Source organism: Pseudomonas sp. 5C2 (genome assembly GCF_034314155.1).
Taxonomy (GTDB): Bacteria; Pseudomonadota; Gammaproteobacteria; order Pseudomonadales; family Pseudomonadaceae; genus Aquipseudomonas.
On record NZ_JAVIWH010000002.1, the window covers coordinates 2,095,317 to 2,120,349 of the forward strand.

A 25,033-nucleotide genomic window follows, 5' to 3' on the forward strand; every position below is an offset into this window, starting at 1 on the left:
CCTTCGCCCAAGAAACGTAGGCAGTTATTGGTCATTGGACCAAAACAACATACTGGATTTTAGTCCGCAGTGATTCGAGGCGTCATTTGTACGCCCAGATACAGGCGCAACAAGTCGTCAGTTTTGTAGGGGTCGCAACCGCTGAGCTCCGCGACCTTTTCCAGTCGATAACGCAGGCTGTTGCGGTGAATGCCCAGCGCGTCTGCACAGGCCTGACTTTCGCCGCTGTAGTCGAACCAGCTGCGCAGGGTTTCCAGCAACTGCCCGCTGTTGCTTTCTTGCAGCCGGATGATCGGGGCGGCCACGCCTTGGGCGAGCCAATCGTTGCGATAACGCCAGAACAGCACGGCCGGACGATGAACGGCCAGACGCAACAGCCGCCGCTGCGGATGGACATGGCGGGCGTAATCGAGCAAATCACGCCCCGCAGCACAGGCCTGTTGCAACGTCGCCAGATCGGCCGATTGCTCGACCGTGACCATCCGCACCACGGGCCAGCCCTGCTCGTCGAACTGCTCCAGCAGCAGCGTATCGTCGCGTTCCTTGCCTGCGGCGCGGCACCAGTGCAACAACGTCGGCTCGCGCACCACACACCAACTATGGGCATAACGGGCGTTCAACCAAGTGGCAATCTGGCTGGCCGCAGGCGTTTGCGCAGGCAGCTCGATCAATACCGACTGACGCGGCAATTGCGGTTGCAGCCCCAAATGCTCGGCTTCGTCGACCTGGCTGTCGGGGCAGTCGACCAGCAACAACCGCGAAAGCAGGTCCTCGCTGCGCTGATGCCTCCACTGTTGATCCGCCTGCTGGCGCCGGTGCTCCATGAGCATCTCGGCGGTCATCTTCACCAGCTCGCCATAGACCCGGACCTCGTCCGGCTCACCGGTAATCCCCAGTACGCCCATCAATTTCTGGTCAAGCATCAGCGGCAGATTGACCCCCGGACGCACACCATTCAGATGCTTGGCCGTCTGCGAATCAATCTCCACCACCCGGCTGTTGGCCAACACCAACTGAGCACCTTCATGCCGGGTATACAACCGATCAGCCTCGCCACTACCAATAATGATGCCCAGACAGTCCATCACATTGACGTTGCACGGCAGGATCGCCATGGCACGGTCGACGATGTCCTGCGCAAGGTCGTGATCAAGAGCAAACATGGTGGACTCCGGAGAAGGTGGGTTGCGGTGAAGGTGTTTATAGAAACACTTTTAAATTAGATGGTGAGGAGTCTGCCTGGTTCGGTAAGTTGCAGAGCCTATAAGTTGCAAATGCGGTAAGGCTATTCCCAACGTGGCGCGCGGCGCGGAATCACTTCCGCGCCGTTTTTTCTTCTGGCGCAGAGGCCGTGCTAAGGTTCGCCAAGACTCTGACCACGATGCCCTCAAATGCCCCATCTCGCCCACACCCACCCTCGCCTGACCGCTGCGGCACTGCTCGGTTGTGTCGGTGGTTTTCTTTCCAGCTACGTTGTTCCCGATCTCGCGCCCACCACCCAAATATTGATTGGCTGGAACGTTGGGGTGTGGACCTACCTGATCCTGATGATCTGGCTGACGTTTCGCGCACAAGCCGAGGACGTCAAACGCTTCGCTATGATCGAGGACGAAAATGCCGGACTGGTGTTGGCGACAGTATGCGTGGCGGCGATTGCCAGCCTTGCAGCGATTACCCTGGAACTGGCTGGCAGTAAAGACCTGAGCGTCCACATCAGGTTGCTGCATTACGGTTTTACCGGCCTGACCATTGTCGGTTCCTGGCTGCTCACCGGTGTAATATTCAGCCTGCATTACGCTCGCCTGTTCTACACCGCCACTACCAGTAAACCCCCTCTGCGCTTCGCCGATGGCGAGAAGAACCCGAACTATTGGGACTTTCTTTACTTCTCATTCACCATCAGTGTCGCGGTACAGACAGCAGACGTAGGGGTCGCAAGCCGAGACCTGCGCAAAACCGTACTGGCCCAATCACTGATTGGTTTTGTGTTCAACACCGCGATCCTGGGGTTCTCGATCAACATCGCTGCGGGGCTGTTTGGTTGAGCGGGACCCTGCTTCAATCGCAAGCTACCTGGCGGCACTGTTAGTCTCACGAATAATTTCACTGTGTTTTTGGCGAGGAAAACCACAATGGCTGAACATTCCCTCTTACAGATCGCCGTGCTCGATGACTGGCAGTCGGTGGCGAGTAACGTGGTGGACTGGACCGTTCTCGACCTGATCGGCGAAGTCAGTTTTCTGCACGAGTTCCCGGCAGATACCGCCAGCATGGTGGCGCGCCTGGAGTCGTTTGACGTGGTGTGTGTCATGCGTGAGCGCACCCTGTTCAACGAAGCCTTATTGAGCCAGTTGCCGCGCCTGAAATTGTTGGTCACCGGTGGCATGCGCAATGCCGCAATCGACCTTCCGGCGGCTGCACGACTAGGCATTCAGGTGTGCGGCACTGACAGCTACAAGCATGCCGCCCCGGAAATGACCTGGGCCCTGATCATGGGGATTACCCGCAATCTGGTAGGCGAAGCCAACTCGTTGCGCAATGGCGGCTGGCAGGTCGGCCTGGGCGGCGATTTATACGGCAAGACCTTGGGGATTCTCGGTCTGGGCAGCATTGGTAATTGGATTGCACGCTATGGCCAGGCCTTTGGCATGCGGGTGATCGCCTGGAGCGAAAACCTCACGCCCGAGCGTGCCGCGGAATCGGGCGTGACGTACGTCAGCAAGCAAGCGCTGTTTGAACAGGCGGATGTATTGTCGGTGCACCTGGTGCTCAGCGACCGCAGTCGCGGGATGGTCGATGCACAGGCACTGAGCTGGATGAAGCCCTCCGCGTACCTGATCAACACCGCACGCGGCCCGATCATCGACGAAGCGGCATTGATCAATGCACTGCAACAACGCCGAATCGCCGGAGCGGCTCTGGATGTCTACGAACCTGAACCCCTGCCCGCTGACCATCCATTCCGGCACATGGACAACGTGCTGGCGACACCACACATCGGTTATGTCACCGAGAACAACTACCGGACATTCTTCAGCCAAATGATCGAAGACATCCAGGCATGGCACGGTGGCACACCGATTCGGGTGCTTGGCTGATCATGACCGGCGGGGCAAGCGTGCGCAGCACCTACTCGCCTAACGCAAAGCTCTTCAGGGTTTCGCCGTCCAGCCGGTAGCGCACCCACTCATCCTGCGGCGCGGCGCCGATGGCTTTATAAAAATCGATAGCCGGTGTGTTCCAGTCCAGCACGCTCCATTCGAAACGACCACAACCGCTGTCGTATGCCAGCTTCGCCAGATGCCGGAGCATTTTCTTGCCCGCCCCGCCGCCGCGATGGCTGGCCGAGATGAACAGGTCTTCCAGGTACAAACCCTTGCGCCCCTGCCAGGTGGAATAGCTCAAGAAGTACACGGCGAAACCAATCGGTTCATCATTCTGCAGGCAGATCAGCGCCCGTGCTGGCGACGGCTCGTCGAACAGGCTGCGCTCGATGTCCGCCACACTGGCCAACACTTCATGCTCGGCCTTTTCGTAGATCGCCAGTTCGGTGATAAAACCCAGAATAACCCTGGCATCGGCCCTGGTCGCTTCGCGGATATGGATGCTCACGGTCACGCTCCTGAATTTGAACGGTTTTACTTAACGAAATGCTCTCACCCCGGAGGGCGAACGCTCAGCAGCGAATTGTGTCTCAACCATCAGTGCCGTGCAGCATTCGATGCACGACTTAGCGACATTACTAAATTCGACCCGAGGCGCTTATGGACAGTGAAAAAGATGGCAAGACCCCTGGTCTGTCCGCTGAAGAAGAAAGAGAGGTCGACAAAAACCAGCCCCCACGTGCCGCCGTGCTGCACGAAACCATTCGCCTCCAGGGTGATCAGGAGCTTGAGCGCAGCATCGCCGCTCTTTGGTGGTCGGCCCTCGCTGCTGGTCTGACCATGGGCTTATCGCTGATGGCCATGGGCCTGCTCGATGCTCGACTGCCCGAAGGCGATACCAGCAAAGTAATCGCCAGCCTGGGTTATTCGGCGGGGTTTCTTGCGGTAATTCTGGCACGTCAGCAGTTGTTCACCGAAAACACCCTGACCGCCGTGCTGCCGGTGATGACCAAACCAACGCTGGGCAACTTCGGCCGGCTCTTGCGTTTGTGGGGCGTGGTATTGATCGGCAACCTGACCGGCACCCTGTTGGTGGCCTACGTCATGCTGCACTTGCCGATTTTCGATGCAAAAACCGATGCAGCGTTTCTCGATATTGGCCGTAAGGTCATGGAAAACAACGTCAGCCAGATGTTCTCCAAGGGCATCATTTCCGGCTGGATGATCGCCACCATGGTCTGGATGATCCCGTCCATGGAGAGCGCAAAAATCTGGATCATCCTCCTCATCACCTACCTGATGGCGCTGGGCGATTTCACCCACATCGTCGTCGGTTCGGCCGAGGTTTCATACCTGGTGTTCGCCGGCCAACTGCCGTGGAAAGACTTCTGGCTGACCTTTGCCGGGCCGACCCTGGCTGGCAACATTATCGGCGGCAGTTTTATTTTCGCCCTGATCAGCCATGCCCAAATCCGCAGCGAAAGCGGTCCACCCAAGCAACGAGGAAGCAAGGACCTGGGTCAGCCTGACAAACACAAGAATGAAGAGATAAAGCGCGGATAAGAGCGCGCGCCTATCTGGAAACGGAGCGTCGCGCCTCAACGCCGCCAACGGAAAACTGTTCGGCAAAGGCGGCGCGGCGGAGCTGTTGGGGCTTAAACCTACAACCCTGGCTTCAAGGTTGAAGCGGTTGGACATTGAGTTGGAAGGCGGAAATAAAGGGTAAGCACCCCATCATTATTTTCAGGAATAGTCGCTATCACCCTCACCCCCCTTCTCACCTCGCGGCAGAACAATTAGCCTGCGCGCAATCTATTACCAGACAGCCTTTCGCGCGCATGTTGCAGGCGTGTTTGGTTCACTTGTCCGCCCGAGAACGCTTTTCTTATGAGTACCACGACCCAAACCCGCCACGCCGAGGCCCCCACGATGACGCGAGGCATGGTAATGCTGTTCGCGTTTTGCTGTGGCGCTATTGTCGGCAATATCTATTACGCCCAGCCAATCATCGAGCTGATTGCGCCCGACATCGGCCTGTCCAGCACCATGGCCAGCGTGATCGTGTCGCTGACTCAGATCGGCTACGCGCTTGGGCTGTTCTTCCTGGTGCCGTTGGGCGACCTGCTGGAGAACCGACGGTTGATGATCATGACCTCCCTGTTGGCCATCATCAGCTTGTTGGGCGCAGCGTTCAGTCAACAACCGAATGTGTTTTTGCTCGCGTCGTTGTTGGTGGGGTTCAGTTCAGTGTCGGTGCAAATCCTGATTCCGCTGGCGGCGCATCTAGCACCTGAGGAATCTCGGGGGCGGGTCGTTGGCGGGATCATGGGCGGGTTACTGCTGGGGATTCTGCTGGCACGGCCACTGTCCAGCGTGATCGCCGACCACTTCGGCTGGCGCGCGGTGTTTGTCTCGGCATCGGTACTAATGATGATCATCAGTGTGGTGCTTGCCACCACCATGCCCAAACGCCAACCTGACCATAGCGCCTCGTACGGGCAACTGCTGTTTTCACTGTGGACCTTGCTGCGTACGCAACCCGTGTTACGTCAGCGGGCGTTCTACCAAGGGCTGATGTTTGCTGCGTTCAGCTTGTTCTGGACCGCCGTACCGCTGGAGCTGGCACGCAACCATGGCCTGTCGCAGACACAGATCGCCTTGTTCGCGCTGGTCGGTGCCATCGGCGCGATCGCAGCGCCCATCAGTGGGCGTCTGGCCGATGCCGGACACACCCGCATTGCCAGCCTCGGGGCATTGGTTCTGGCTGCGCTGAGTTTCTTGCCGGCGCTGATTCACCCGATTTACAGCGTGATCGGACTGGCCGTGACCGGTGTGGTCCTGGACTTCTGCGTGCAGATGAACATGGTGTTGGGGCAGCGTGCGGTCTACGCCCTGGATGCCGCCAGCCGCAGCCGCCTGAACGCGCTGTACATGACCAGTATTTTCATCGGAGGAGCCTTCGGTTCGGCGATTGCCAGCGTGCTGTACGACCGCGGCGGCTGGCTATGGATCGTCGTTGCCGGCAGCGCGTTCCCGGTGGTTGCGTTGCTCAGTTTTCTGAAAGACGCGTCAGGCGAACGGCGCGACGCTGTCATCGCTGGCTGATCAGCGCATTGACCCGTCCGGAACATGAGGGGCGCCCGGCTCGAATGCCTTCGCGCACTACACTGCGCGTGCCGGGGTGCCCCACAGGTTCAGATCGTCAGAAATGCAACGCATGCCCCAGCGCACGTAGCGCCGCTTCCTGAACCGCTTCGCCGAGTGTCGGGTGGGCGTGGATGGTGCCTGCGATGTCTTCCAGGCGAGCGCCCATTTCCAGGGATTGGGCAAAGGCCGTAGACAGTTCCGACACGCCGACCCCGACGGCTTGCCAGCCGAGAATCAGGTGATTGTCACTTCGCGCGACCACCCGCACGAAACCGCTTTTCGATTCCAGGGTCATCGCCCGGCCGTTGGCAGCGAACGGGAAGTTGGCGACCAGCACGTCCAGTCCTTCGGCCTTGGCCTCCTGAGGCGTCTTGCCGACCACCACCAGCTCCGGGTCGGTAAAGCACACGGCGGCAATCGCCAGCGGATTGAACTCTCGGTGTTTGCCCGCGACCAGCTCCGCGACCATTTCGCCTTGAGCCATGGCGCGGTGAGCGAGCATCGGCTCCCCCGCCAAGTCGCCAATGGCCCAGACATTACGCATTCTGGTCTGACAACGCTCGTCGATCTTGATCGCCGCGCCGTGCATGTCCAACGCCAGGGCTTCAAGGTTCCAGCCTTGGGTGTGCGGACGACGACCGACAGCGACCAACACCTGATCAGCTTCCAGCTCGAGGGTCTCGCCCTCTGGATTACGCACCTGCAAGGTCTGCGTGACGGGGTCGAAACCTTCGACGCTGTGTTGCAGGTACAGCTTCACACCCAGGGTTTTCAGGGTCTCGGCAATCGGCTGGGTCAGTTCCTGATCGTAAGCCGGCAAGATCCGGTCGCGAGCCTCGACCACGCTGACGTCCGCGCCCAGCTTGCTGTAGGCAATGCCCAACTCCAGGCCAATATAACCGGCACCGACCACGATCAAACGCTTGGGGATGGCGCTGGGTGTCAGCGCTTCAGTGGACGAAATGATCGGCCCACCGAGGGGCAGCATCGGCAGATTGACCGAGGTCGATCCGGTGGCCAGCAGCAGGTGCTCGCACTGAATACGCATGCCAGCGCCTTCAACCTCGACGGTCTTGCCGTCAATGATCCGCGCCCAGCCGTGAATGACCTGAACCTTGTTTTTCTTCAGCAACGCCGCGACGCCCGAGGTCAAGCGGTCAAGCGGTCAACGATGCCGTTCTTCCAGTTCACGCTTTGGCCAATGTCCAGGGTGGGCGGCTGGACACTGATACCCAGCGCCGAGCCTTGACTGAAGCGCGTGGTCTGATGGAACTGTTCCGCGACGTGGATCAGCGCCTTGGACGGTATGCAGCCGACGTTCAGGCAGGTGCCACCCAGTGTCTGGCCTTCGATCAAAATAGTCGGTATGCCCAACTGCCCGGCACGGATCGCCGCGACATAACCGCCGGGGCCGCCGCCGATGATCAGCAAGGTGGTGCTCAGAGTCTGCTGCATGATTACTCCACAAACAGGGTGGCGGGTTGTTCGAGCAAGCCGCGAATGGCCTGGATGAATTGCGCCGCGTCCATGCCATCGACCACGCGATGGTCGAAGGAGCTGGAGAGATTCATCATTTTTCGAATCACGATCTGGCCTTTAATCACCATCGGCCGCTCGACGATGCGATTAACCCCGACGATGGCCACTTCCGGCAGATTAAGTACCGGCGTACTGACGATGCCGCCCAATGCGCCGAGACTGGTCAAGGTAATCGTGGAGCCGGACATCTCGTCGCGACTGGCTTTGCCTGTACGTGCAGCGCTGGCGAGCCGGGAGATCTCCTCAGCGTTGGCCCACAGACTCCGGGCTTCGGCGTGACGGATTACCGGCACCATCAGACCGTTATCGCTTTGGGTCGCAACACCGACATGCACCGCGCCGTGACGAGTGATGATTTGCGCTTCATCGTCGTAGCGAGCGTTGATCTGCGGGAAGTCGCGCAGGGCCACCACCATGGCGCGTACAAGAAATGGCAACAACGTCAGTTTGCCGCGACTGGCGCCCCATTTTTCGTTGAGGTGGACACGCAGTTCTTCGAGCGCGGTGACGTCCACTTCTTCGACATAACTGAAGTGCGCCGCACGGCGGGTGGCGTCTTGCATACGTTGGGCGATTTTGCGCCGCAGGCCGATCACCGGGATCTGCTGTTCGTCATTGCGCTCGGCGTAAGCGGCTGCGGGGGCTGCACTGGCCTGCTGGCTCTGCTCGATATACGCGTCCAGATCTTCATGCCGAATAATGCCGGCCGGACCACTGCCCTGCACAAAACGCAATTCAATACCGGCATCCAGGGCACGCTTGCGCACGGCTGGCGAGGCTAACGGACGATCATTGGCCTGCCGAGTAGACCGGGCTTCCAGCGAGCGTTTTACACCGGGGACAGGCGCGGCTTGAGGTTTGGCTTCAGCCACGACGCTGACATCGACCTTGGGCGGGGCGACAAGCACGGGCTCACGGGCGGATTCGGCCACGGCACCCGAGGCGGTCTCCTTGAGGTTACCGGCGCCTTCGACTTCGATCCGAATCAGCTCACTGCCTACGGCCATGACTTCACCGGGCTGCCCGCCGAGGGCGATCACCTTGCCATGTACCGGGGACGGGATATCGACCATCGCCTTGTCGGTCATGACATCGGCCAGCACCTGGTCTTCAACGACCATATCGCCGACCTTGACGTGCCACTGAGACAATTCAACTTCTGCAATGCCTTCACCAATGTCCGGCATTTTAATAACGTGCGTGCCCATTCAGACCTCCATGACCCGTTTCAAAGCCGCACCCACTCGGGATGGACCGGGGAAATACGCCCACTCTTGAGCATGAGGATAAGGGGTATCCCATCCGGTGACGCGCTCGATAGGTGCTTCCAGATAGTGGAAGCAGTGTTCTTGCACCAACGCCACCAGTTCAGCGCCAAAGCCGCAGGTGCGCGTGGCTTCGTGAACCACCACACAGCGACCGGTTTTCTTCACCGAATTGACAATGGTTTCCAGGTCCAGCGGCCAGAGGCTGCGCAGATCGATGACTTCAGCGTCAATGCCGGTTTCCTCGGCCGCCACTTGAGACACATACACAGTGGTGCCATAGGTCAGCACGGTGACGTCGTTGCCGGGGTGGGCAATCGCCGCCACGTCCAGCGGCACTTTGTAATAACCGTCAGGCACGGCACTCGCCGGGTGTTTCGACCACGGCGTTACCGGGCGGTCGTGGTGACCATCGAACGGGCCGTTATACAGGCGTTTGGGTTCAAGAAAAATCACCGGATCATCATTCTCGATGGAGGCGATCAACAGGCCCTTGGCGTCATAGGGGTTGGACGGCATGACCGTGCGCAAACCGCAGACTTGGGTGAACATCGCCTCAATGCTTTGGCTGTGAGTCTGACCGCCATAAATGCCGCCACCGCAGGGCATGCGCAGGGTCAATGGGGCGGTGAACTCGCCGGCCGAGCGATAGCGCAAACGTGCGGCTTCAGAAATGATCTGATCCGACGCCGGGTAAACGTAATCGGCGAACTGAATCTCGACCACTGGCCGCAATCCGTAAGCCCCCATGCCCACCGCGACGCCGACGATCCCGCTTTCGGAGATCGGCGCATCGAACACTCGCGAGGTGCCATATTTGCCTTGCAGGCCTTCGGTGCAGCGAAAAACGCCGCCGAAATAGCCCACGTCCTGGCCGAACACAACCACGTTATTGTCACGCTCAAGCATGATGTCCATGGCCGAGCGCAAGGCCTGGATCATGGTCATGGTGGTTGTGGTCATGGCGGTTTCCAACTGAATATTATTGTTGTGATCGTTCATGTCAGATCCCCAGTTGCTGGCGCTGCAGGCGTAGGTGCTCCGGCATCTCTTTATAGACGTCTTCGAAGATGGTCGCGGCGCTGGGCATTTGCCCGCCCGCCAAGGTGCCGTAGCGTTCGGCTTCTTTCTGCGCAGCGATGATTTCGGCTTCGAGCTCGGCGCTGGTGGCCGCGTGCTCCTCTTCGGACCATTGGCCGATGCGGATCAGGTGTTGCTTGAGGCGCATGATCGGGTCGCCCAACGGGAAGTGACTCCAGTCATCGGCCGGACGGTATTTGGACGGATCATCCGACGTCGAGTGCGGGCCGGCACGGTAGGTCACCCACTCGATCAGAGTCGGGCCCAGGTTGCGTCGTGCGCGTTCAGCCGCCCAGGCCGAGGCCGCGTAGACCGCCACGAAATCGTTGCCATCCACCCGCAACGAGGCAATACCGCAGCCCACACCGCGACCGGCAAAAGTCGTTGCTTCGCCGCCGGCAATGGCCTGGAAGGTAGAGATGGCCCATTGATTGTTGACCACGTTGAGGATTACTGGCGCACGGTAGACGTGGGCGAACGTGAGGGCGGTGTGGAAATCCGATTCGGCGGTGGCGCCATCGCCGATCCAGGCCGACGCGATTTTAGTATCGCCCTTGATCGCCGACGCCATGCCCCAGCCAACCGCCTGGACGAATTGGGTGGCCAGATTGCCGGAGATGGAGAAAAATCCGAAGTCACGTACTGAGTACATGATCGGCAGCTGCCGTCCTTTGAGGGGGTCGCGTTCGTTGGACAGCAGTTGGCAAATCAGATCCACCAACGGCACTTCGCGGGCCATCAGGATGCTTTGCTGACGATAGGTTGGAAAACACATGTCGGTTACGTTCAATGCCAAAGCCTGGGCGCTGCCAATGGCCTCTTCGCCAAGACTCTGCATGTAGAACGACATTTTCTTCTGGCGCTGGGCAACGACCATGCGGTTGTCGAAAATCCGCGTCTTGAGCATGGCACGCATGCCTTTACGCAGGATTTCGACAGAAACGCCTTCAGCCCATGGGCCGAGTGCCTGACCTTGATCGTCGAGCACCCGAATCAGGCCTTTGGCGAGGTCAGCGGTATCGGAGGGTTCGACATCAATCGGGGGCTTGCGGACGAGACCGGCATCGTTCAGATGCAGGTACGAAAAATCGGTTTTACAGCCTGGACGGCCAGAAGGTTCAGGAACGTGCAGGCGCAGGGGTTCGTATTCGTTCATGGGCTTTCTCTACGCTCGCTTTTGTCATGTGTTTTTGTTGGGCGCTGGAGCTTGTTCAATCATTGGACGCCGATATCCCCTTTGGAAAATCTTGTCCTACACAAATCATAGGCCTGAGCGTGGAGAATATTTTTCTCAACTTCGTTGCGTGCAGAGCCATTTAAAGATATTTATTCTGAATAAATAGAATAAACAGGCGTATTTGTCTCATGAGAAAGCTTGATCGTACTGACATAGGGATTCTCAACAGTCTTCAAGAGAATGCCAGAATCACCAATGCCGACCTCGCACGCTCCGTCAATCTCTCCCCTACCCCCTGCTTCAATCGGGTCAAGGCAATGGAAGACCTGGGGCTCATCCGGCAACAAGTCACCCTGCTGGACCCGGAACTATTAGGACTGCACGTCAACGTGTTTATCCATGTCAGCCTGGAAAAGCAGGTTGAGGAAGCCTTGCACGAGTTCGAAGAGGCCATCGCCAATCGTCCCGAAGTGATGGAGTGCTATTTGATGGCGGGCGACCCAGATTATTTGATCCGGGTGCTGGTGCCGACCATTCAGGCACTGGAGCGTTTTTTGCTGGATTTCCTGACCAAAGTGCCAGGAGTGGCCAACATTCGCTCCAACTTCGCGCTCAAGCAGGTGCGCTACAAAACGGCGTTGCCATTGCCAGCCAATGGGCTGAGTCTGGAGCGTTAGTGAGCCTGGTACGGACGCTTGTCAGCGTCTGACCCGCTGCAAACGAACCGCCCGTCAGCCACGGCCGTGTTACTATCGCCCCTCATTCGCAGCCGTCTGGCATCGTCGTGAAATCTTCTCTTCTCTTCTTTTTTTGCCCATGACCTCGACGTCCGATACCCAACCCGACTTGCCGACAATTCTTGTTGTCGATGACGAGTTGCGCTCGCGGGAGTCGCTGTGTCGGGTGCTGAATCAAGAGTTTGAAGTGCTCCTGGCCGACTCGGCGATCGAGGCCCGCAAGCTGCTCGAAGAGCACCCGGTCTCGGTGATTATCTGCGACCAGCGCATGCCCGGCATGAGTGGCATCGAGTTCCTCCAGGAAGCTCGCGAGCGCTGGCCGGAAGTCGTGCGTATTGTTCTTTCCGGCTACACCGATTCGGAAGACATCATCAACGGCATCAACCTCGCCGGGATCTATCAGTATCTGCTCAAACCCTGGTTACCGGAGCACTTGCTGAGCACCGTACGCAACGCGGTGGAAAGCCAGGCCCTACAAAATCATATGCAACGACTGGATCTGGAGCTGCGCGCCGGCACGCCAGTGTTGCGACGGCGCAACCAGGAGACCCTTTCCAGGGTCCGTGAAACCTTCGACTTTTCACGCATTGTGCGCGCCGTTGGCGGACCGCTGGATGCGCTCTGTGAAATGGCCGCGCGCGTTGCCCGCTACGACCTTCCAGTGCTGCTGCTGGGTGAGTCGGGCACCGGCAAGGAACTGCTCGCTCGCGGCATTCACTATGCCAGCCCGCGAGCGGCCAACGCGTTTGTCATGGAGAACTGCGCGGCGCTGCCCGACACCCTGCTTGAGTCCGAGCTTTTCGGTCACAAGCGTGGCGCCTTCACCGGCGCCCACCAGGATCACATCGGCCTGTTCCAGAGGGCAAACGGCGGCACCCTGCTGCTCGACGAGATCGGTGATACTTCACCGGCGTTTCAGGTCAAGTTATTGCGGGTTCTGCAAGAAGGCGAGCTGCGTCCGGTCGGCGCGTCCAGCACAGTGCGAGTCGACGTTCGGGTCATTGCCGCGACCCACCGCGACCTTGAAGAGGACGTGCGCGCCGGACGTTTCCGTAGCGATCTTTATTACCGGCTGGCGGGCGTCAGCCTGGCGCTGCCGCCACTGCGCGAACGCAGCGCTGACGTATTACCGATTGCCAACAAGTTGCTGGATGACGCCCGCCAGGAACTCGATCTGCCCGAATTGAACTTCGCCAACGATGCCTTGGCCAGCCTGATCGGCTATTCCTGGCCCGGTAATATCCGCGAACTGCGCAACGAGATTTACCGCGCCGCCGCCTTGTCCGATGGCGCGCAAATCAACGCGCGGGCCTTCTCCTGGCGCGTATTGCAAGGCCAGGCCAGACTTGCCCTGTCCACCAGTACACCGACCTCAAGCCCAAGCGGGACATTGCAAGAGCAACTCGACGCCATCGAGGCAACCCTGTTAAAAGAGTCGCTGTTGCGTCATCGCTGGAACAAGACCCACGCGGCCCGTGAGTTGGGCCTGTCCCGCGTAGGCTTGCGGCAGAAACTGCGCCGCTTCGGTTTGGAGGAGTCCTGATGAAAGACAACGCGTTCAACGTGCTTTGGCTGCAATCGGGTGGCTGTGGGGGCTGCACGATGTCGCTGCTGTGCGCCGACACTCAGGACTTCGCAGGCATGTGGCGCAGTGCCGGAATCGAACTGCTCTGGCACCCGTCGCTGTCGCTGGAAACCGGCGACGAAATGGTCAGTATCCTCAACGACTGCTTGCAGGGACGTACCCGTCTCGACGCGCTGTGTATCGAAGGCTCCATGCTTCGCGGCCCCAACGGCACCGGGCGCTTTCACATGCTGGCCGGCACGGGTCGGGCAATGATCGACTGGGTTCGGGACCTGGCCGAAGTAGCCGAATACACCTTGGGCATCGGTACCTGCGCCGCGTATGGCGGCATCACCGCTGCCGGTAATAACCCGACGGACGCCTGCGGCTTGCAATACGACGGCCATCGCCTGGGCGGCTTGCTGGGTGCCGATTACCATTCACGTCGCGGCCTGCCGGTGATCAACGTTGCCGGATGCCCGACTCACCCTGGCTGGGTCACCGACACCCTCATGTCACTGGCCGCCGGCCTGTTCGCCGAGCCCGACCTGGACATCCTGGGGCGGCCGCGCTTCTACGCCGATCAGTTGGTTCACCACGGCTGCACGCGTAACGAGTTCTACGAATACAAGGCCAGCGCCGAGAAACCTTCGGACCTCGGCTGCATGATGGAAAACCTCGGCTGCAAGGGCACCCAGGCCCACGCTGATTGCAATACGCGCTTGTGGAACGGCGAAGGCTCCTGCACCCGTGGCGGCTATGCCTGCATCAACTGCACCGCCCCTGGTTTCGAAGAACCGGGGCATGCGTTCAACCTCACGCCCAAGGTGGCAGGCATTCCCATCGGCCTGCCAACCGACATGCCCAAAGCCTGGTTTGTCGCCCTGTCAGCGCTGTCCAAATCGGCAACGCCCAAGCGGGTCAAGCAGAACGCTACGTCCGACCATCAACTCATCGCGCCCGTTGTGCTTATCCCACGGCGTTAGGAAAGCCTTATGTCACGTCTGGTGGTGGGTCCTTTCAATCGTGTCGAAGGTGACCTCGAAGTGCAGCTTGAGGTGGAAGACGGCCGCGTGCGTTCGGCGCAGGTCAACGCCACCATGTTTCGCGGCTTCGAGCAAATACTGCTACAACACGCCCCGCTTGATGCGCTGGTCTATGCCCCACGTATCTGTGGGATTTGCTCGGTATCGCAGTCGATTGCCGCCGCCCGTGCACTGGCCTCACTGGCTGGCGTGCAACCGCCTGACAACGGTCTGCTGACGATTAATCTCATGGCGGCGACAGAGAATCTCGCTGACCACCTGACTCATTTCTATTTATTTTTCATGCCCGACTTCGTGCGCCCGGCGTATGCAGAACGACCGTGGTACGCGGCGGCTCAGGCGCGCTTTACGCCGGGCCAGGGCAGCCAGCAACGTCTGGCGGTGTCCGCCCGCAAACGCTGGCTGGATCTGATCGGCACCCTGGGCGGAAAGTGGCCGCACACTGGCTCCATCCAGCCCGGCGGCTCGACCCGTGCCATTGATGCGGCCGAACGCCTGCGTTTGCTGACACGGGTGCGCGAGTTCCGCCAATTTCTCGAAACCGAGCTGTTCGCCACCCCACTGGAGCGCATCGTCGGGCTTGGCAGCGAAAACGAACTTTGGGCCTGGCAGGCAGAAGCGCCAGGCCAAGGCGATCTGCGCCAGTTCCTCGATATCACGCTGGACAGCGGTCTGGAGCATCTCGGTCCGGGACCGGGGCTCTACCTGTCCTATGGCGCCTATCCGCAGCCCGACGGACATATGGTGTTCCCACAAGGCCTGTGGAACGCTGCTAAGCAGCGGGTAGAAAGCCTGGAGCTGGCGGATATCAGCGAGGACGCCGCCCACGCCTGGCTGGATGACAGCGGCGGCCCGCTGCATCCGGCCCAAGGCCAAACCGAGCCGCTGGCAGAAAAACTTGCCGCCTATACCTGGAACAAGGCCCCACGACTGGCAGGCGCCGTGCTCGAAACCGGCGCCTTGGCCCGTCAACTGATCGCGGGTCAACCGTTGCTGCGCGACGCTGTCGCCCGCTGCGGGGCAACCGTCTACACCCGTGTACTGGCTCGGCTGGTGGAACTGGCCCGTGTAGTGCCGCTGATGGAGCAGTGGCTGATGGCCCTGCGCCCCGGCGAACCCTATTATCGCGCCGCAGAACTGCCCGACAACGGCAGCGCCGTGGGCCTCACTGAAGCGGCGCGCGGCGCCCTCGGCCATTGGCTTCGGGTCGAGCACGGACGCATCGCCAGCTACCAGATCATCGCGCCGACCACCTGGAATTTTTCCCCGCGTGACGCTCAGGGTCGGCCCGGTGCACTGGAGCAAGCCCTGGAGGGCGCACCCGTGCTGCCCGGCGAGAAAACGCCGGTTGCGGTGCAGCATATCGTTCGTTCTTTCGACCCGTGCATGGTTTGCACGGTGCATTGAACCTGGAGAACGTCATGGCGCGCAAAGCAGCGCCAGGCAACCTCGACGAGGACGCCTGGCTGGAAGTGATCGGCAAGATGGATGAAGTCTATTCACAGCTGGTGCAGGACGAAATCGCCCTGGAAGAAAAAAATGCCGAGCTGGAGCAGTCGCAGCAATTCATCGCCGGGCTGCTGTCGTCCATGTCCGACGTGCTACTGGCCTGCGACCCGGACGGACGCATCGAAGAATCCAACAATGCCCTGCGCACACTGGTAGGACGCGACGAACAGACACTCCTCGGCAGCCCGGTCTACGCCTTGCTGGCCGACGCGCGAAGTGACGAACAGCTGCGCAAGACATTGGCCGGCCTGCGCAGACCCAATGCCAGCGCCAGCCTCGAACTGAATTTCAAAGACAGCCTCGGCGCGCCGGTGCCAGTGGATATCAGTTGCACCGTGCGCAGTACTGGCAACGGACGCTGCATCGGTCACGTGCTGGTGGGGCGCCCGCTGGGTGAGCTGAAACACGCCTACCGCCAGTTGCACGAAGCCCACGAAGCCCTTAAGCGCACCCAGCAACAACTGCTGCATGCGGAGAAAATGGCCTCCCTCGGTCGGTTGGTCGCCGGGGTCGCCCACGAACTGAACAACCCAATCAGCTTCGTACTCGCCAATGCCCATGTTTTGGGGGGTTACCGAGAGCGTCTTGAGCAGTATCTGGAGGCGGTCAACGCCGACGAACCACGGGAGATACGTGAAGCCCTGCGCCGACAGTTGCGCATTGACCCACTGCTGGCCGACCTGCCGTCGCTGATCGAAGGTACGCTGGAAGGCGCGCAACGGACCGCCGACATTGTCAGCGCGCTGAAGCGCTTTTCGGCGGTGGATCGCGAGACGCTGGGCGAGGTTGCGCTGAACGAAGTAATCGAGCGGGCCATTCACTGGATCACCCGCGGCATCGCACCAGATCTGCGCGTGCACTGGCACCCCGAAGGTGCACCTTGTGTGCACGGCAACAGCGGGCAGTTGCTGCAAGTGCTGATGAACCTGATGCAAAACGCCTACGACGCCGCCCAGGCTGCCGAGCGCGAAACACCGGAAGTGTGGATAAGCGTCGAACAGGAACCCGGCTGGGTCACCCTGCGCCTGCGCGACAACGGCAGCGGCATTGCCGCAGAACATCTGACCCAAGTGTTCGACCCCTTCTTCAGCACCAAACCGGTTGGCAAGGGCACAGGCCTGGGGCTGTCGATCAGCTACAGCATTGTCGAACGCTGCGGTGGCCGTCTGATCGCAGGCAATCATCCTAAAGGCGGGGCCGAGTTCACCCTGATCATCCCCAGCCAGTCCGCTGACTAAGCGCAGACGCGCCTAGCGCCACTGCAAAGCGAGTATCCGTTTACCCACGAACAGTGCAAGAACAGTGTCCAGCGCACGGCACACAAACACGGCTGCAGCGCGTTCGAACAGGGCTGGCACAGGGTTTGTATGACATTCTCTTTGATTTCCAGCCAGCCCCCCTTCCTTGCGGAGTACCCATGCCTGTATCCAACGCCGCCGGAACCGCCAAAAGCGCGGCACCTTTGATCTTCAAGCGCCACGTGGTGATGATTTTCGGTGGCCTGCTCGCCGTCAATCTTATGGCCTGGCTCTGGGCCTTCATTGCCTTCCGCGACTACCCGTTGCTGCTCGGCACCGCGTTCCTCGCCTACAGCTTCGGCCTGCGTCATGCCGTCGATGCGGACCATATCGCCGCCATCGATAATGTCACTCGCAAGCTGATTCAAGAGGGTCAACAGACCGCCACCGTGGGCCTGTTCTTTTCCTTGGGACACAGCACCATCGTGATCCTCGCGACCTTGGTCATCGCCTTGACCGCCTCGACGTTCAAGGCGGACATTGAGGCGTTCCACGGTATCGGTGGCCTGATTGGCACCTCGGTTTCCGCCGTCTTCCTGCTATTGGTGGCGCTGATCAACCTGATCATCCTGCGCTCGGTGTACCTGGCTTTTCGCCGGGTTCGGCGCGGCGAGCGGGTCGGCGAACAAGAGATGAATGCAATGCTGGCGGGCGGCGGCCTGATTGCGCGACTGGTACGCCCACTGTTCGGCCTGATCAGCCGCAGCTGGCACCTTTACCCACTGGGCTTTCTGTTTGGCCTGGGCTTCGATACCGCCACGGAAATAGGTTTGCTGGGCATTTCAGCGGCACAGGCTTCGCAGGACTTGCCCATCTGGTCGATCCTGGTCTTCCCCGCGCTGTTCACCGCTGGCATGGCGCTGGTCGATACCGCCGACAGCGTGATGATGACCGGCGCCTACCACTGGGCGCTGATCAAACCTGCGCGCAAGCTCTACTACAACCTGACCATCACCTCGGTCTCGGTGTTGGTGGCGCTGCTGGTGGGTGGCCTGGAAGTGCTGCACCTGATTGCCTCGCGCCTGGGTCTGGAAGGTGGCGCATGGGACGTTATCGCGTCCCTGAACGACGACTTCGGCTTGATCGGCTACCTGATCATCGGGCTCTTCATCCTCACGTGGACCCTCTCCCTGCTGTTCTACCGCCTTAAAGGCTACGACCGGCTGGACCTCGACTACCCCGCGGCTTAAAGCGGGTCCCCGCCTGACAAACAGGTCGGAGCCTTCGGGGCAGCGTTGGCTGAGCGACAGCGCTGCCCTCACCGATCAGCCCGTTACCAGTAAAGAAGACCAGTGGAAACCAAGTATCCACTACTGCGCGTTCGACCCTAAAGCGCAACGCTCGAATACGATTAAAAACTCCTTAAAAAACAACCATATACATGAAATTAAGCGCTACCCGGCAAGGCCGCGACGAAATGGCACAGGTCTTGTAGTTACCAGGCATTACTTTCAGTACGTGGCGTGCAACCCCACTCGAAGAATATTCCTGGGGAGGAGAAAACAGGTGACCGAAACATTTTATGAAGTGATGCGCAGACAGGGCATCTCACGTCGGAGCTTTCTCAAGTTCTGCTCCCTAACCGCGACGTCACTGGGGCTCGGCCCGGCGTTCATGCCCAAAATCGCCTGGGCGATGGAGAACAAGCCGCGCACGCCGGTGCTCTGGCTGCATGGCCTGGAATGCACCTGTTGTTCCGAGTCGTTCATCCGCTCCGCGCACCCGCTGGCCAAGGACGTGGTGCTGTCGATGATCTCCCTGGATTACGACGACACCCTGATGGCTGCTGCCGGGCACCAGGCCGAAGCCATCCTCGACGAGGTCATGACCAAATACAAAGGCAACTACATCCTCGCCGTTGAGGGCAACCCGCCGCTGAATCAGGACGGCATGAGCTGCATCATCGGTGGCAAGCCGTTCATCGAACAATTGAAGCGCGTTTCCCGCGATGCCAAGGCGATCATTTCCTGGGGCTCCTGCGCCAGTTGGGGCTGCGTGCAAGCGGCCAAACCCAACCCGACCCAAGCGGTGCCGATCCACAAGGTCATCACCGACAAACCGATTATCAAAGTGCCGGGTTGCCCGCCGATCGCCGAAGTCATGACCGGGGTGATCACCTACATGCTGACCTTCGACCGTTTGCCTGAACTGGACCGTCAGGGTCGGCCGAAAATGTTTTACAGCCAGCGTATCCACGACAAGTGCTATCGCCGTCCGAACTTCGACGCCGGCCAGTTCGTCGAGGCCTGGGACGATGATGCCGCACGCAAGGGCTACTGCCTTTACAAAGTAGGCTGCAAGGGCCCGACCACCTACAACGCCTGCTCGACCGTGCGCTGGAATGGCGGCACCAGCTTCCCGATTCAATCCGGGCACGGCTGTATTGGCTGTTCCGAGGAAGGGTTCTGGGACAAAGGTTCGTTCTACCAACACCTGACTGACGTCAACGCCTTTGGTGTGGAGGCCAATGCCGATCAAATCGGTCTTGCCGCAGGTGTCACGGTCGGCGCTGCGGTCACTGCCCATGCCGCAGTGACCGCCCTCAAACGCGCCAGCAACGGCAAAACGCCCACTGCACCGCATGACGCCCCAGCGACAAGACAGGAATAACCATCGATGAGCAACTATTCGACCCAGGGTTTCGACCTGAACAACACTGGCCGACGCATCGTCGTTGACCCTGTCACTCGCATCGAAGGCCATATGCGCGTAGAGGTCAACCTCGACGCCAACAACATCATTCGCAACGCGGTCTCCACCGGCACCATGTGGCGCGGCCTCGAAGTCATTCTCAAGGGCCGCGACCCGCGTGACGCCTGGGCGTTCGTCGAGCGCATCTGCGGCGTGTGCACCGGCTGCCACGCGCTGGCCTCGGTACGTTCAGTCGAAGATGCACTGGGCATCCGCATTCCGCCGAACGCGCACCTGATACGCGAAATGATGGCCAAGACCCTGCAGATCCACGACCACGCAGTGCACTTCTATCACCTGCATGCGCTGGACTGGGTGGACGTGGTGTCCGCACTCAAGGCGGACCCCAAGCGTACTTCGGAATTGCAGCAACAAGTCTCGCCGTCTCACCCGTTGTCGTCGCCCGGCTATTTCCGCGACGTACAGAATCGGCTGAAGAAGTTTTTCGAAAGCGGCCAGCTCGGGCCGTTCATGAATGGCTATTGGGGCAACCCTGCCTACCAATTGCCGCCTGAAGCCAACCTGATGGCGGTCACCCATTACCTCGAAGCCCTCGACCTGCAAAAAGAATGGGTGAAGATCCACACCATTTTCGGTGGCAAGAACCCGCACCCGAACTACCTGGTGGGCGGCGTGCCCTGCGCGATCAATATCGACGGCGACCTGGCCGCCGGTGCCCCGCTGAACATGGAACGGCTGAACTTCGTCCGCGCCCGCATCGATGAAGCGCTGACCTTCTGCCGCAACGTTTATGTACCGGACGTGCTGGCCATCGGCACCATCTACAAACAGAAAGGCTGGCTGCATGGCGGCGGTCTGGCCGCGACCAACGTGATGGACTATGGCACTTACGCCAAGGTCAATTACGACGACAGTACCAACCAGTTGCCGGGCGGCGCGATTCTCAATGGCAACTGGGACGAGATCCTTCCGGTTGATCCTCGCGATCCGGAGCAAGTGCAGGAGTTCGTCACCCACTCTTGGTACAACTACCCGGACAACGATAAAGGCCTGCACCCGTGGGACGGCATCACCGAAGCCAATTACGAGCTGGGGGCGAAGACCAAGGGCACACGGACTGCCATCGAAGAAGTCGACGAAAGCGCGAAGTACTCTTGGGTCAAATCGCCTCGCTGGCGTGGGCATGCCATGGAGGTCGGGCCACTGGCTCGCTACATCCTTGGGTATGCCCACGCACTCAAAGGCAACCCGCACTGTCAGCGAGTCAAAGAGCAACTTGAGGGCGCGTTGCAGGCGGTCAACCACAGCCTGCCCAAGACCCTCGGCATGCCTGAGACCGACTACAGCGCCAAGATATTGTTGCCGAGTACCATCGGCCGCACCCTGACCCGCGCGCTGGAGGCCGAATACTGCGCGGAGATGATGGTCGACGACTGGAACGAGCTGATGACCAACATCCGCAACGGCGACCGTTCCACCGCCAACGTCGAGAAATGGGACCCTGCCACCTGGCCGTCCGAAGCCAAAGGTGTCGGCATCGTCGCCGCACCGCGTGGCGCGCTGGGCCACTGGATACGCATCAAGGACGGTCGCATCGAAAACTACCAGTGCGTCGTGCCGAGCACCTGGAACGGCAGCCCGCGTGACGCCAAGGGACAGATCGGGGCTTTCGAAGCCGCCTTGATGAACACCCCCGTGGCCATTCCCGATCAGCCAGTGGAAATCCTGCGCACCCTGCACTCCTTCGACCCTTGCATGGCCTGCGCGACCCACGTGATGAGCGAGGACGGCGCAGAGCTGAGCACCGTCAAGGTGAGCTGAGTAATCAAGGCATCCGGCAGGTGCGAAAAGGCACCTGCCCTTCCAAAGGTGAAGATATGACCCTCCAGACCGAAACACCCATGGGCCTGCCGGAGTACGTTTACGAGGCACCGGTGCGCCTGTGGCATTGGATCAACGCCGCCTGCATTCTGGTACTGGCGGTAACCGGGTACTTGATCGGCTCCCCATTGGCTACCCAGCCAGGCGAGGCCAGCGCACACTTCCTGATGGGCTACATCCGTTTTGCGCACTTCAGCGCAGGGTATGTGTTTGCCATTGGCATCCTGGGCCGCGCCTATTGGGCGCTGGTGGGCAACCATCACGCCCGCGAGCTGTTCTCGGTTCCGGTGTTGAGCAAAGCCTACTGGACCGATTTCCTCAGTTGGCTGCGCTATTACCTGTTCATTGGCCCTACGCCGGAGCCCACATTCGGGCACAACCCACTGTCGCGCTTTGCAATGTTTTTTGTCTTCCTGCTGAGCTCGCTGTTCATGGTACTGACCGGTTTCGCCCTCTACGGCGAAGGCTCGCAAATGGGCTCATGGCAGGAACGGATGTTCGGCTGGGTACTGCCATTGCTCGGGCAATCCCAACAAGTCCACACCCTGCATCACGTGGGCATGTGGGTCATCGTGGTGTTCATCATCCTGCATGTGTACGCCGCTGTGCGCGAAGAAATCAACGGTCGCCTCAGCCTAATAGGCGGGATGATCTCCGGCTACAAGACCTTCAAAAAATGAACACACCGACAGAGTCGCACATGATCACCTCAGAATCGCCCCGTCCGCGCATCACCGTATTGGGAATCGGCAACCTGCTGTGGGCCGACGAAGGCTTCGGCGTGCGCTGTGTCGAGGCCTTGCAACAACGCTATGAGTTCGCCGACAACGTCGCGCTGATCGATGGCGGAACCCAGGGTCTGTACCTGATCCAGCATGTACAGGAAGCCGATTACCTGCTGATTTTCGACGCCGTCGACTACAACCTCGCCCCCGGTGAATTGAAATTCATCGCCGATGACGAAGTGCCCAAGTTTCTCGGGATCAAAAAGCTCAGTCTGCACCAGACCGGCTTTCAGGAAGTGCTGATGCTGGCCCAACTGACTGCTCACTATCCTCAACGAGTCCTGCTGATTGGTTGCCAGCCAGAGCAGATGATGGACTATGGCGGCAGCTTACGACCCAGCGTCAAGGCAGCCATGGAAGGCGCGCTGGACGAAGCCGTTCGGGTGCTTGAAACCTGGGGTGCCGAGCCGCGCAAACGTGCTTCGCCGCTTAACGGGGACGACGCTGTGACCCTGCCGCACCTGGAATTGCAACGCTACGAAGGCGAACGCCCGTCCGCGCAGACCGCCTGCCGGATCGGTGACGAACGCATCCTCGCCAGGCGCGCCTGATATGTGCATCGGACTGCCCATGCAAGTGGTTGCCGTAAACCCTGGCTCAGCGCTGTGCCGTGACCGACACGGCGAGGAACGGCTCATCGATACGGCGCTGGTCGATACCTGCACCGTCGGTGACTGGTTGCTGATCTTCCTCGACGCAGCGCGCGAACACCTCGATGCACGACGGGCAGCGGAGATCGACTCGACCCTCGCCATGCTCGAAGCCGCACTGTACGGCACCCCGCCAACACCCGACAGCGCGCCCGGTTTCAGTCTGCCCTCCGCGATGAACGCCGAACAGCTCGCCGCCCTGCTGGGCCAGATGCCACCCGTTGCTGCGCGTACGCGGCCTAACCTCAAGGAACCCATATGAGTGAATCCGCCGCCTTCATGGCGCCCATTCCCGCCACCCCTGCTATCCCGCCACTGATCACCCGTCTGGTAGAGCAATTCGATGCCACCTGGATTGGCAGCGACAACCTCGACGCCTGGCTCGCTGAAAGCGGTGACTGTCTGTTACTGCTGTGCGGTGACCCGGTGCGCCACCCTGAATCCCTGGATGTGGCGGTGGTGTTGCCCGAACTGCGCCAGGAAGTTGCCAGGCGCCATGGCTGCACCCTGCGGTTGGGCGTGGTTCATCGCGCCGAGGAAGAAGCCATCGCGGCACGCTTTGCCCTGCGTCGCTGGCCAACCCTAGTCTGGCTGCGCGACGGTGGCTACGTCACCACCATCGACGGCATGCATGACTGGGACGAATACCTCAGCCTGGCCGACAAGGCCTTGAACCTGAGCAACGCCCGCATCCCCTTGTTCGCCGAAACGCCCAGCGGCGCTACCGGCGGCTGCCAGTGAACAGAGGAACGCCCATGGCCCCGCAAATGTACATCCCGGTGGTCGATCTAGGCCCAGGCTCTCAAGTGGAAGACGAGGTCCTCGAATACATCAGCATGCCGCAAGGTATGTACACCCACAGCGCCCCGATACTGCCCGAACCGGAAGAACTGGACACGCTGCCAGGCGCCCGCCAAGCCTTGCAGGACCTGCTGCAAATGCTCCACACCTGCAATCGCGGTGAAGTGACCCGGAGCCTCGACCTCAGCGGACTTGAAGCCGGCGACCGCACGCTGCTCGATCAACTGCTCGGTGAGGGCGAAGTCAGCGTACGCGTTGTCGTGCAAACCCCGTTGCGCATCCAGGAATCGATCTTCGCCGGGGTCTGGCGAATTTACGGTGAGGGCCACGACTATGTCGAAGTCGGCGCCGCACCTGTGCAACTGCGCACTACCGCCCATGCCGCGGCCCGACCAGCCGCGTTTGACCTGCCGTCACAACTACCGCCTGGCGTGATGAACGCTCCGGCGATTCTCACCGAGGTGGAAGACCAGACCCGGCACTGGCAAACCGGTAGCCCCGCGCACGTGATCAACCTGACACTGCTGCCGCTGTCCGAACAAGACATTGCCTTCCTCGACGCTTATTTGCCGGTCGGCCCGGTGCGGGCACTGGCTCGCGGTTACGGCAATTGCCGGATCAGCAGCACACTGGTGCACAATTGCTGGCGCGTCACCTACTTCAATTCCCAGGACGCGCAAATCCTCGACACCATCGAGATCACCGACTTGCCAGAAGTGATTTGTGCTGCGCCGGAAGACCTCAGCGATTCGCTGGAACGCTTCGAGGATGTCATCCAATGGTTCGAAGGGCAGTAAC

22 protein-coding genes and 1 pseudogene are annotated in these 25,033 nt (G+C 60.2%); 17 read left to right on the forward strand and 6 right to left on the reverse strand.

Annotated elements, in window-relative coordinates; all coding sequences use genetic code 11:
- Positions 1-59 precede the first annotated feature (59 nt).
- Positions 60-1,163: a sugar diacid recognition domain-containing protein gene (locus tag RGU44_RS10325; RefSeq protein ID WP_322178564.1), complete on the reverse strand. Its 1,104-nt coding sequence runs from the start codon at positions 1,161-1,163 to the stop codon at positions 60-62.
- Between the two features lie 228 nt (positions 1,164-1,391).
- On the opposite strand from RGU44_RS10325, the gene RGU44_RS10330 reads away from it, so the two are divergent.
- Together RGU44_RS10330 and RGU44_RS10335 are read left to right on the forward strand one after the other, a co-directional pair.
- Positions 1,392-2,045, forward strand: a complete 654-nt coding sequence (locus tag RGU44_RS10330; RefSeq protein WP_322178563.1) for a DUF1345 domain-containing protein — start codon at positions 1,392-1,394, stop codon at positions 2,043-2,045.
- An 87-nt stretch (positions 2,046-2,132) separates the two neighbouring features.
- Positions 2,133-3,098: a D-2-hydroxyacid dehydrogenase family protein gene (locus RGU44_RS10335; protein ID WP_322217033.1), complete on the forward strand. Its 966-nt coding sequence runs from the start codon at positions 2,133-2,135 to the stop codon at positions 3,096-3,098.
- Positions 3,099-3,129: 31 nt separating this feature from the next.
- Here RGU44_RS10335 and RGU44_RS10340 read toward each other — a convergent pair whose 3' ends face one another.
- Entirely contained in the window at positions 3,130-3,612 is a 483-nt protein-coding gene (locus RGU44_RS10340) for a GNAT family N-acetyltransferase (protein WP_322178561.1), read from the reverse strand.
- Between the two features lie 152 nt (positions 3,613-3,764).
- Between RGU44_RS10340 and RGU44_RS10345 the strand changes: the two genes are divergently transcribed.
- Entirely contained in the window at positions 3,765-4,667 is a 903-nt protein-coding gene (locus RGU44_RS10345; protein WP_322178560.1) for a formate/nitrite transporter family protein, read from the forward strand.
- A 324-nt stretch (positions 4,668-4,991) separates the two neighbouring features.
- Positions 4,992-6,209: an MFS transporter gene (locus RGU44_RS10350; RefSeq protein ID WP_322217036.1), complete on the forward strand. Its 1,218-nt coding sequence runs from the start codon at positions 4,992-4,994 to the stop codon at positions 6,207-6,209.
- Between the two features lie 97 nt (positions 6,210-6,306).
- On the opposite strand, the pseudogene lpdA reads toward RGU44_RS10350, so the two are convergent.
- The 4 genes and pseudogenes from lpdA to RGU44_RS10370 form a co-directional block, all read right to left on the reverse strand.
- Positions 6,307-7,706: pseudogene (lpdA, locus tag RGU44_RS10355) on the reverse strand (dihydrolipoyl dehydrogenase).
- A gap of 2 nt (positions 7,707-7,708) precedes the next feature.
- On the reverse strand, positions 7,709-8,998 hold the full coding sequence (locus tag RGU44_RS10360; protein WP_322178557.1) for a dihydrolipoamide acetyltransferase family protein: 1,290 nt from the start codon (positions 8,996-8,998) through the stop codon (positions 7,709-7,711).
- Complete coding sequence (locus RGU44_RS10365; RefSeq protein ID WP_322217038.1) at positions 8,999-10,057, reverse strand: alpha-ketoacid dehydrogenase subunit beta; 1,059 nt, start codon at positions 10,055-10,057, stop codon at positions 8,999-9,001.
- A 1-nt stretch (position 10,058) separates the two neighbouring features.
- Positions 10,059-11,291: a 3-methyl-2-oxobutanoate dehydrogenase (2-methylpropanoyl-transferring) subunit alpha gene (locus RGU44_RS10370; protein WP_322178555.1), complete on the reverse strand. Its 1,233-nt coding sequence runs from the start codon at positions 11,289-11,291 to the stop codon at positions 10,059-10,061.
- Between the two features lie 209 nt (positions 11,292-11,500).
- On the opposite strand from RGU44_RS10370, the gene bkdR reads away from it, so the two are divergent.
- From bkdR to RGU44_RS10435, 13 genes are all read left to right on the forward strand, one after another.
- Positions 11,501-11,989 (forward strand): Bkd operon transcriptional regulator BkdR, encoded by a 489-nt coding sequence (gene bkdR, locus RGU44_RS10375; protein WP_322178554.1) that lies wholly within the window; start codon positions 11,501-11,503, stop codon positions 11,987-11,989.
- A gap of 139 nt (positions 11,990-12,128) precedes the next feature.
- A complete protein-coding gene (locus tag RGU44_RS10380) occupies positions 12,129-13,592 on the forward strand; it encodes a sigma-54 dependent transcriptional regulator (protein ID WP_322178553.1) in 1,464 nt (487 codons plus the stop codon).
- The gene (locus RGU44_RS10385) at positions 13,592-14,599 is read left to right on the forward strand and encodes a HupU protein (RefSeq protein WP_322217041.1); all 1,008 of its coding nucleotides are present in this window, start codon (positions 13,592-13,594) and stop codon (positions 14,597-14,599) included. Before RGU44_RS10380 ends, RGU44_RS10385 begins: the two co-directional genes overlap by 1 nt.
- Positions 14,600-14,608: 9 nt before the next feature.
- On the forward strand, positions 14,609-16,066 hold the full coding sequence (locus RGU44_RS10390; protein WP_322178551.1) for a nickel-dependent hydrogenase large subunit: 1,458 nt from the start codon (positions 14,609-14,611) through the stop codon (positions 16,064-16,066).
- Positions 16,067-16,080: 14 nt separating this feature from the next.
- Positions 16,081-17,406 (forward strand): ATP-binding protein, encoded by a 1,326-nt coding sequence (locus tag RGU44_RS10395; protein WP_322217042.1) that lies wholly within the window; start codon positions 16,081-16,083, stop codon positions 17,404-17,406.
- Between the two features lie 179 nt (positions 17,407-17,585).
- Entirely contained in the window at positions 17,586-18,656 is a 1,071-nt protein-coding gene (locus RGU44_RS10400; protein ID WP_322178549.1) for a HoxN/HupN/NixA family nickel/cobalt transporter, read from the forward strand.
- Between the two features lie 316 nt (positions 18,657-18,972).
- Positions 18,973-20,076, forward strand: coding sequence for a hydrogenase small subunit (locus RGU44_RS10405; RefSeq protein ID WP_257604422.1), 1,104 nt, complete (start codon positions 18,973-18,975; stop codon positions 20,074-20,076).
- Positions 20,077-20,082: 6 nt separating this feature from the next.
- The gene (locus RGU44_RS10410) at positions 20,083-21,939 is read left to right on the forward strand and encodes a nickel-dependent hydrogenase large subunit (RefSeq protein ID WP_219063220.1); all 1,857 of its coding nucleotides are present in this window, start codon (positions 20,083-20,085) and stop codon (positions 21,937-21,939) included.
- Positions 21,940-21,995: 56 nt separating this feature from the next.
- Positions 21,996-22,679, forward strand: a complete 684-nt coding sequence (gene cybH / locus RGU44_RS10415) for a Ni/Fe-hydrogenase, b-type cytochrome subunit (RefSeq protein ID WP_322178548.1) — start codon at positions 21,996-21,998, stop codon at positions 22,677-22,679.
- Positions 22,680-22,699: 20 nt separating this feature from the next.
- Positions 22,700-23,335 (forward strand): HyaD/HybD family hydrogenase maturation endopeptidase, encoded by a 636-nt coding sequence (locus tag RGU44_RS10420; protein ID WP_322217045.1) that lies wholly within the window; start codon positions 22,700-22,702, stop codon positions 23,333-23,335.
- Between the two features lies 1 nt (position 23,336).
- On the forward strand, positions 23,337-23,696 hold the full coding sequence (hypC, locus tag RGU44_RS10425; RefSeq protein WP_322217048.1) for a HypC/HybG/HupF family hydrogenase formation chaperone: 360 nt from the start codon (positions 23,337-23,339) through the stop codon (positions 23,694-23,696).
- The gene (locus RGU44_RS10430) at positions 23,693-24,175 is read left to right on the forward strand and encodes a hydrogenase (RefSeq protein WP_322178545.1); all 483 of its coding nucleotides are present in this window, start codon (positions 23,693-23,695) and stop codon (positions 24,173-24,175) included. Before hypC ends, RGU44_RS10430 begins: the two co-directional genes overlap by 4 nt.
- 14 nt (positions 24,176-24,189) lie before the next feature.
- Positions 24,190-25,032 carry a hydrogenase expression/formation protein gene (locus RGU44_RS10435; protein WP_322178544.1) on the forward strand — a complete coding sequence of 281 codons (843 nt, stop codon included), beginning with the start codon at positions 24,190-24,192 and terminating at the stop codon, positions 25,030-25,032.
- The last annotated feature ends 1 nt before the right edge of the window (position 25,033 follow it).

Excerpts from the sequence above, each read along its gene's own strand:
- RGU44_RS10325 (WP_322178564.1), bottom strand. The coding sequence starts at position 1,163 with ATGTTTGCTCTTGATCACGACCTTGCGCAGGACATCGTCGACCGTGCC.
- RGU44_RS10330 (WP_322178563.1), top strand. The coding sequence starts at position 1,392 with ATGCCCCATCTCGCCCACACCCACCCTCGCCTGACCGCTGCGGCACTG.
- RGU44_RS10335 (WP_322217033.1), top strand. The coding sequence starts at position 2,133 with ATGGCTGAACATTCCCTCTTACAGATCGCCGTGCTCGATGACTGGCAG.
- RGU44_RS10345 (WP_322178560.1), top strand. The coding sequence starts at position 3,765 with ATGGACAGTGAAAAAGATGGCAAGACCCCTGGTCTGTCCGCTGAAGAA.
- RGU44_RS10350 (WP_322217036.1), top strand. The coding sequence starts at position 4,992 with ATGAGTACCACGACCCAAACCCGCCACGCCGAGGCCCCCACGATGACG.
- RGU44_RS10360 (WP_322178557.1), bottom strand. The coding sequence starts at position 8,998 with ATGGGCACGCACGTTATTAAAATGCCGGACATTGGTGAAGGCATTGCA.
- RGU44_RS10365 (WP_322217038.1), bottom strand. The coding sequence starts at position 10,057 with ATGAACGATCACAACAATAATATTCAGTTGGAAACCGCCATGACCACA.
- RGU44_RS10370 (WP_322178555.1), bottom strand. The coding sequence starts at position 11,291 with ATGAACGAATACGAACCCCTGCGCCTGCACGTTCCTGAACCTTCTGGC.
- bkdR (WP_322178554.1), top strand. The coding sequence starts at position 11,501 with ATGAGAAAGCTTGATCGTACTGACATAGGGATTCTCAACAGTCTTCAA.
- RGU44_RS10380 (WP_322178553.1), top strand. The coding sequence starts at position 12,129 with ATGACCTCGACGTCCGATACCCAACCCGACTTGCCGACAATTCTTGTT.
- RGU44_RS10385 (WP_322217041.1), top strand. The coding sequence starts at position 13,592 with ATGAAAGACAACGCGTTCAACGTGCTTTGGCTGCAATCGGGTGGCTGT.
- RGU44_RS10390 (WP_322178551.1), top strand. The coding sequence starts at position 14,609 with ATGTCACGTCTGGTGGTGGGTCCTTTCAATCGTGTCGAAGGTGACCTC.
- RGU44_RS10395 (WP_322217042.1), top strand. The coding sequence starts at position 16,081 with ATGGCGCGCAAAGCAGCGCCAGGCAACCTCGACGAGGACGCCTGGCTG.
- RGU44_RS10400 (WP_322178549.1), top strand. The coding sequence starts at position 17,586 with ATGCCTGTATCCAACGCCGCCGGAACCGCCAAAAGCGCGGCACCTTTG.
- RGU44_RS10410 (WP_219063220.1), top strand. The coding sequence starts at position 20,083 with ATGAGCAACTATTCGACCCAGGGTTTCGACCTGAACAACACTGGCCGA.
- cybH (WP_322178548.1), top strand. The coding sequence starts at position 21,996 with ATGACCCTCCAGACCGAAACACCCATGGGCCTGCCGGAGTACGTTTAC.
- RGU44_RS10420 (WP_322217045.1), top strand. The coding sequence starts at position 22,700 with ATGATCACCTCAGAATCGCCCCGTCCGCGCATCACCGTATTGGGAATC.
- hypC (WP_322217048.1), top strand. The coding sequence starts at position 23,337 with ATGTGCATCGGACTGCCCATGCAAGTGGTTGCCGTAAACCCTGGCTCA.
- RGU44_RS10430 (WP_322178545.1), top strand. The coding sequence starts at position 23,693 with ATGAGTGAATCCGCCGCCTTCATGGCGCCCATTCCCGCCACCCCTGCT.
- RGU44_RS10435 (WP_322178544.1), top strand. The coding sequence starts at position 24,190 with ATGGCCCCGCAAATGTACATCCCGGTGGTCGATCTAGGCCCAGGCTCT.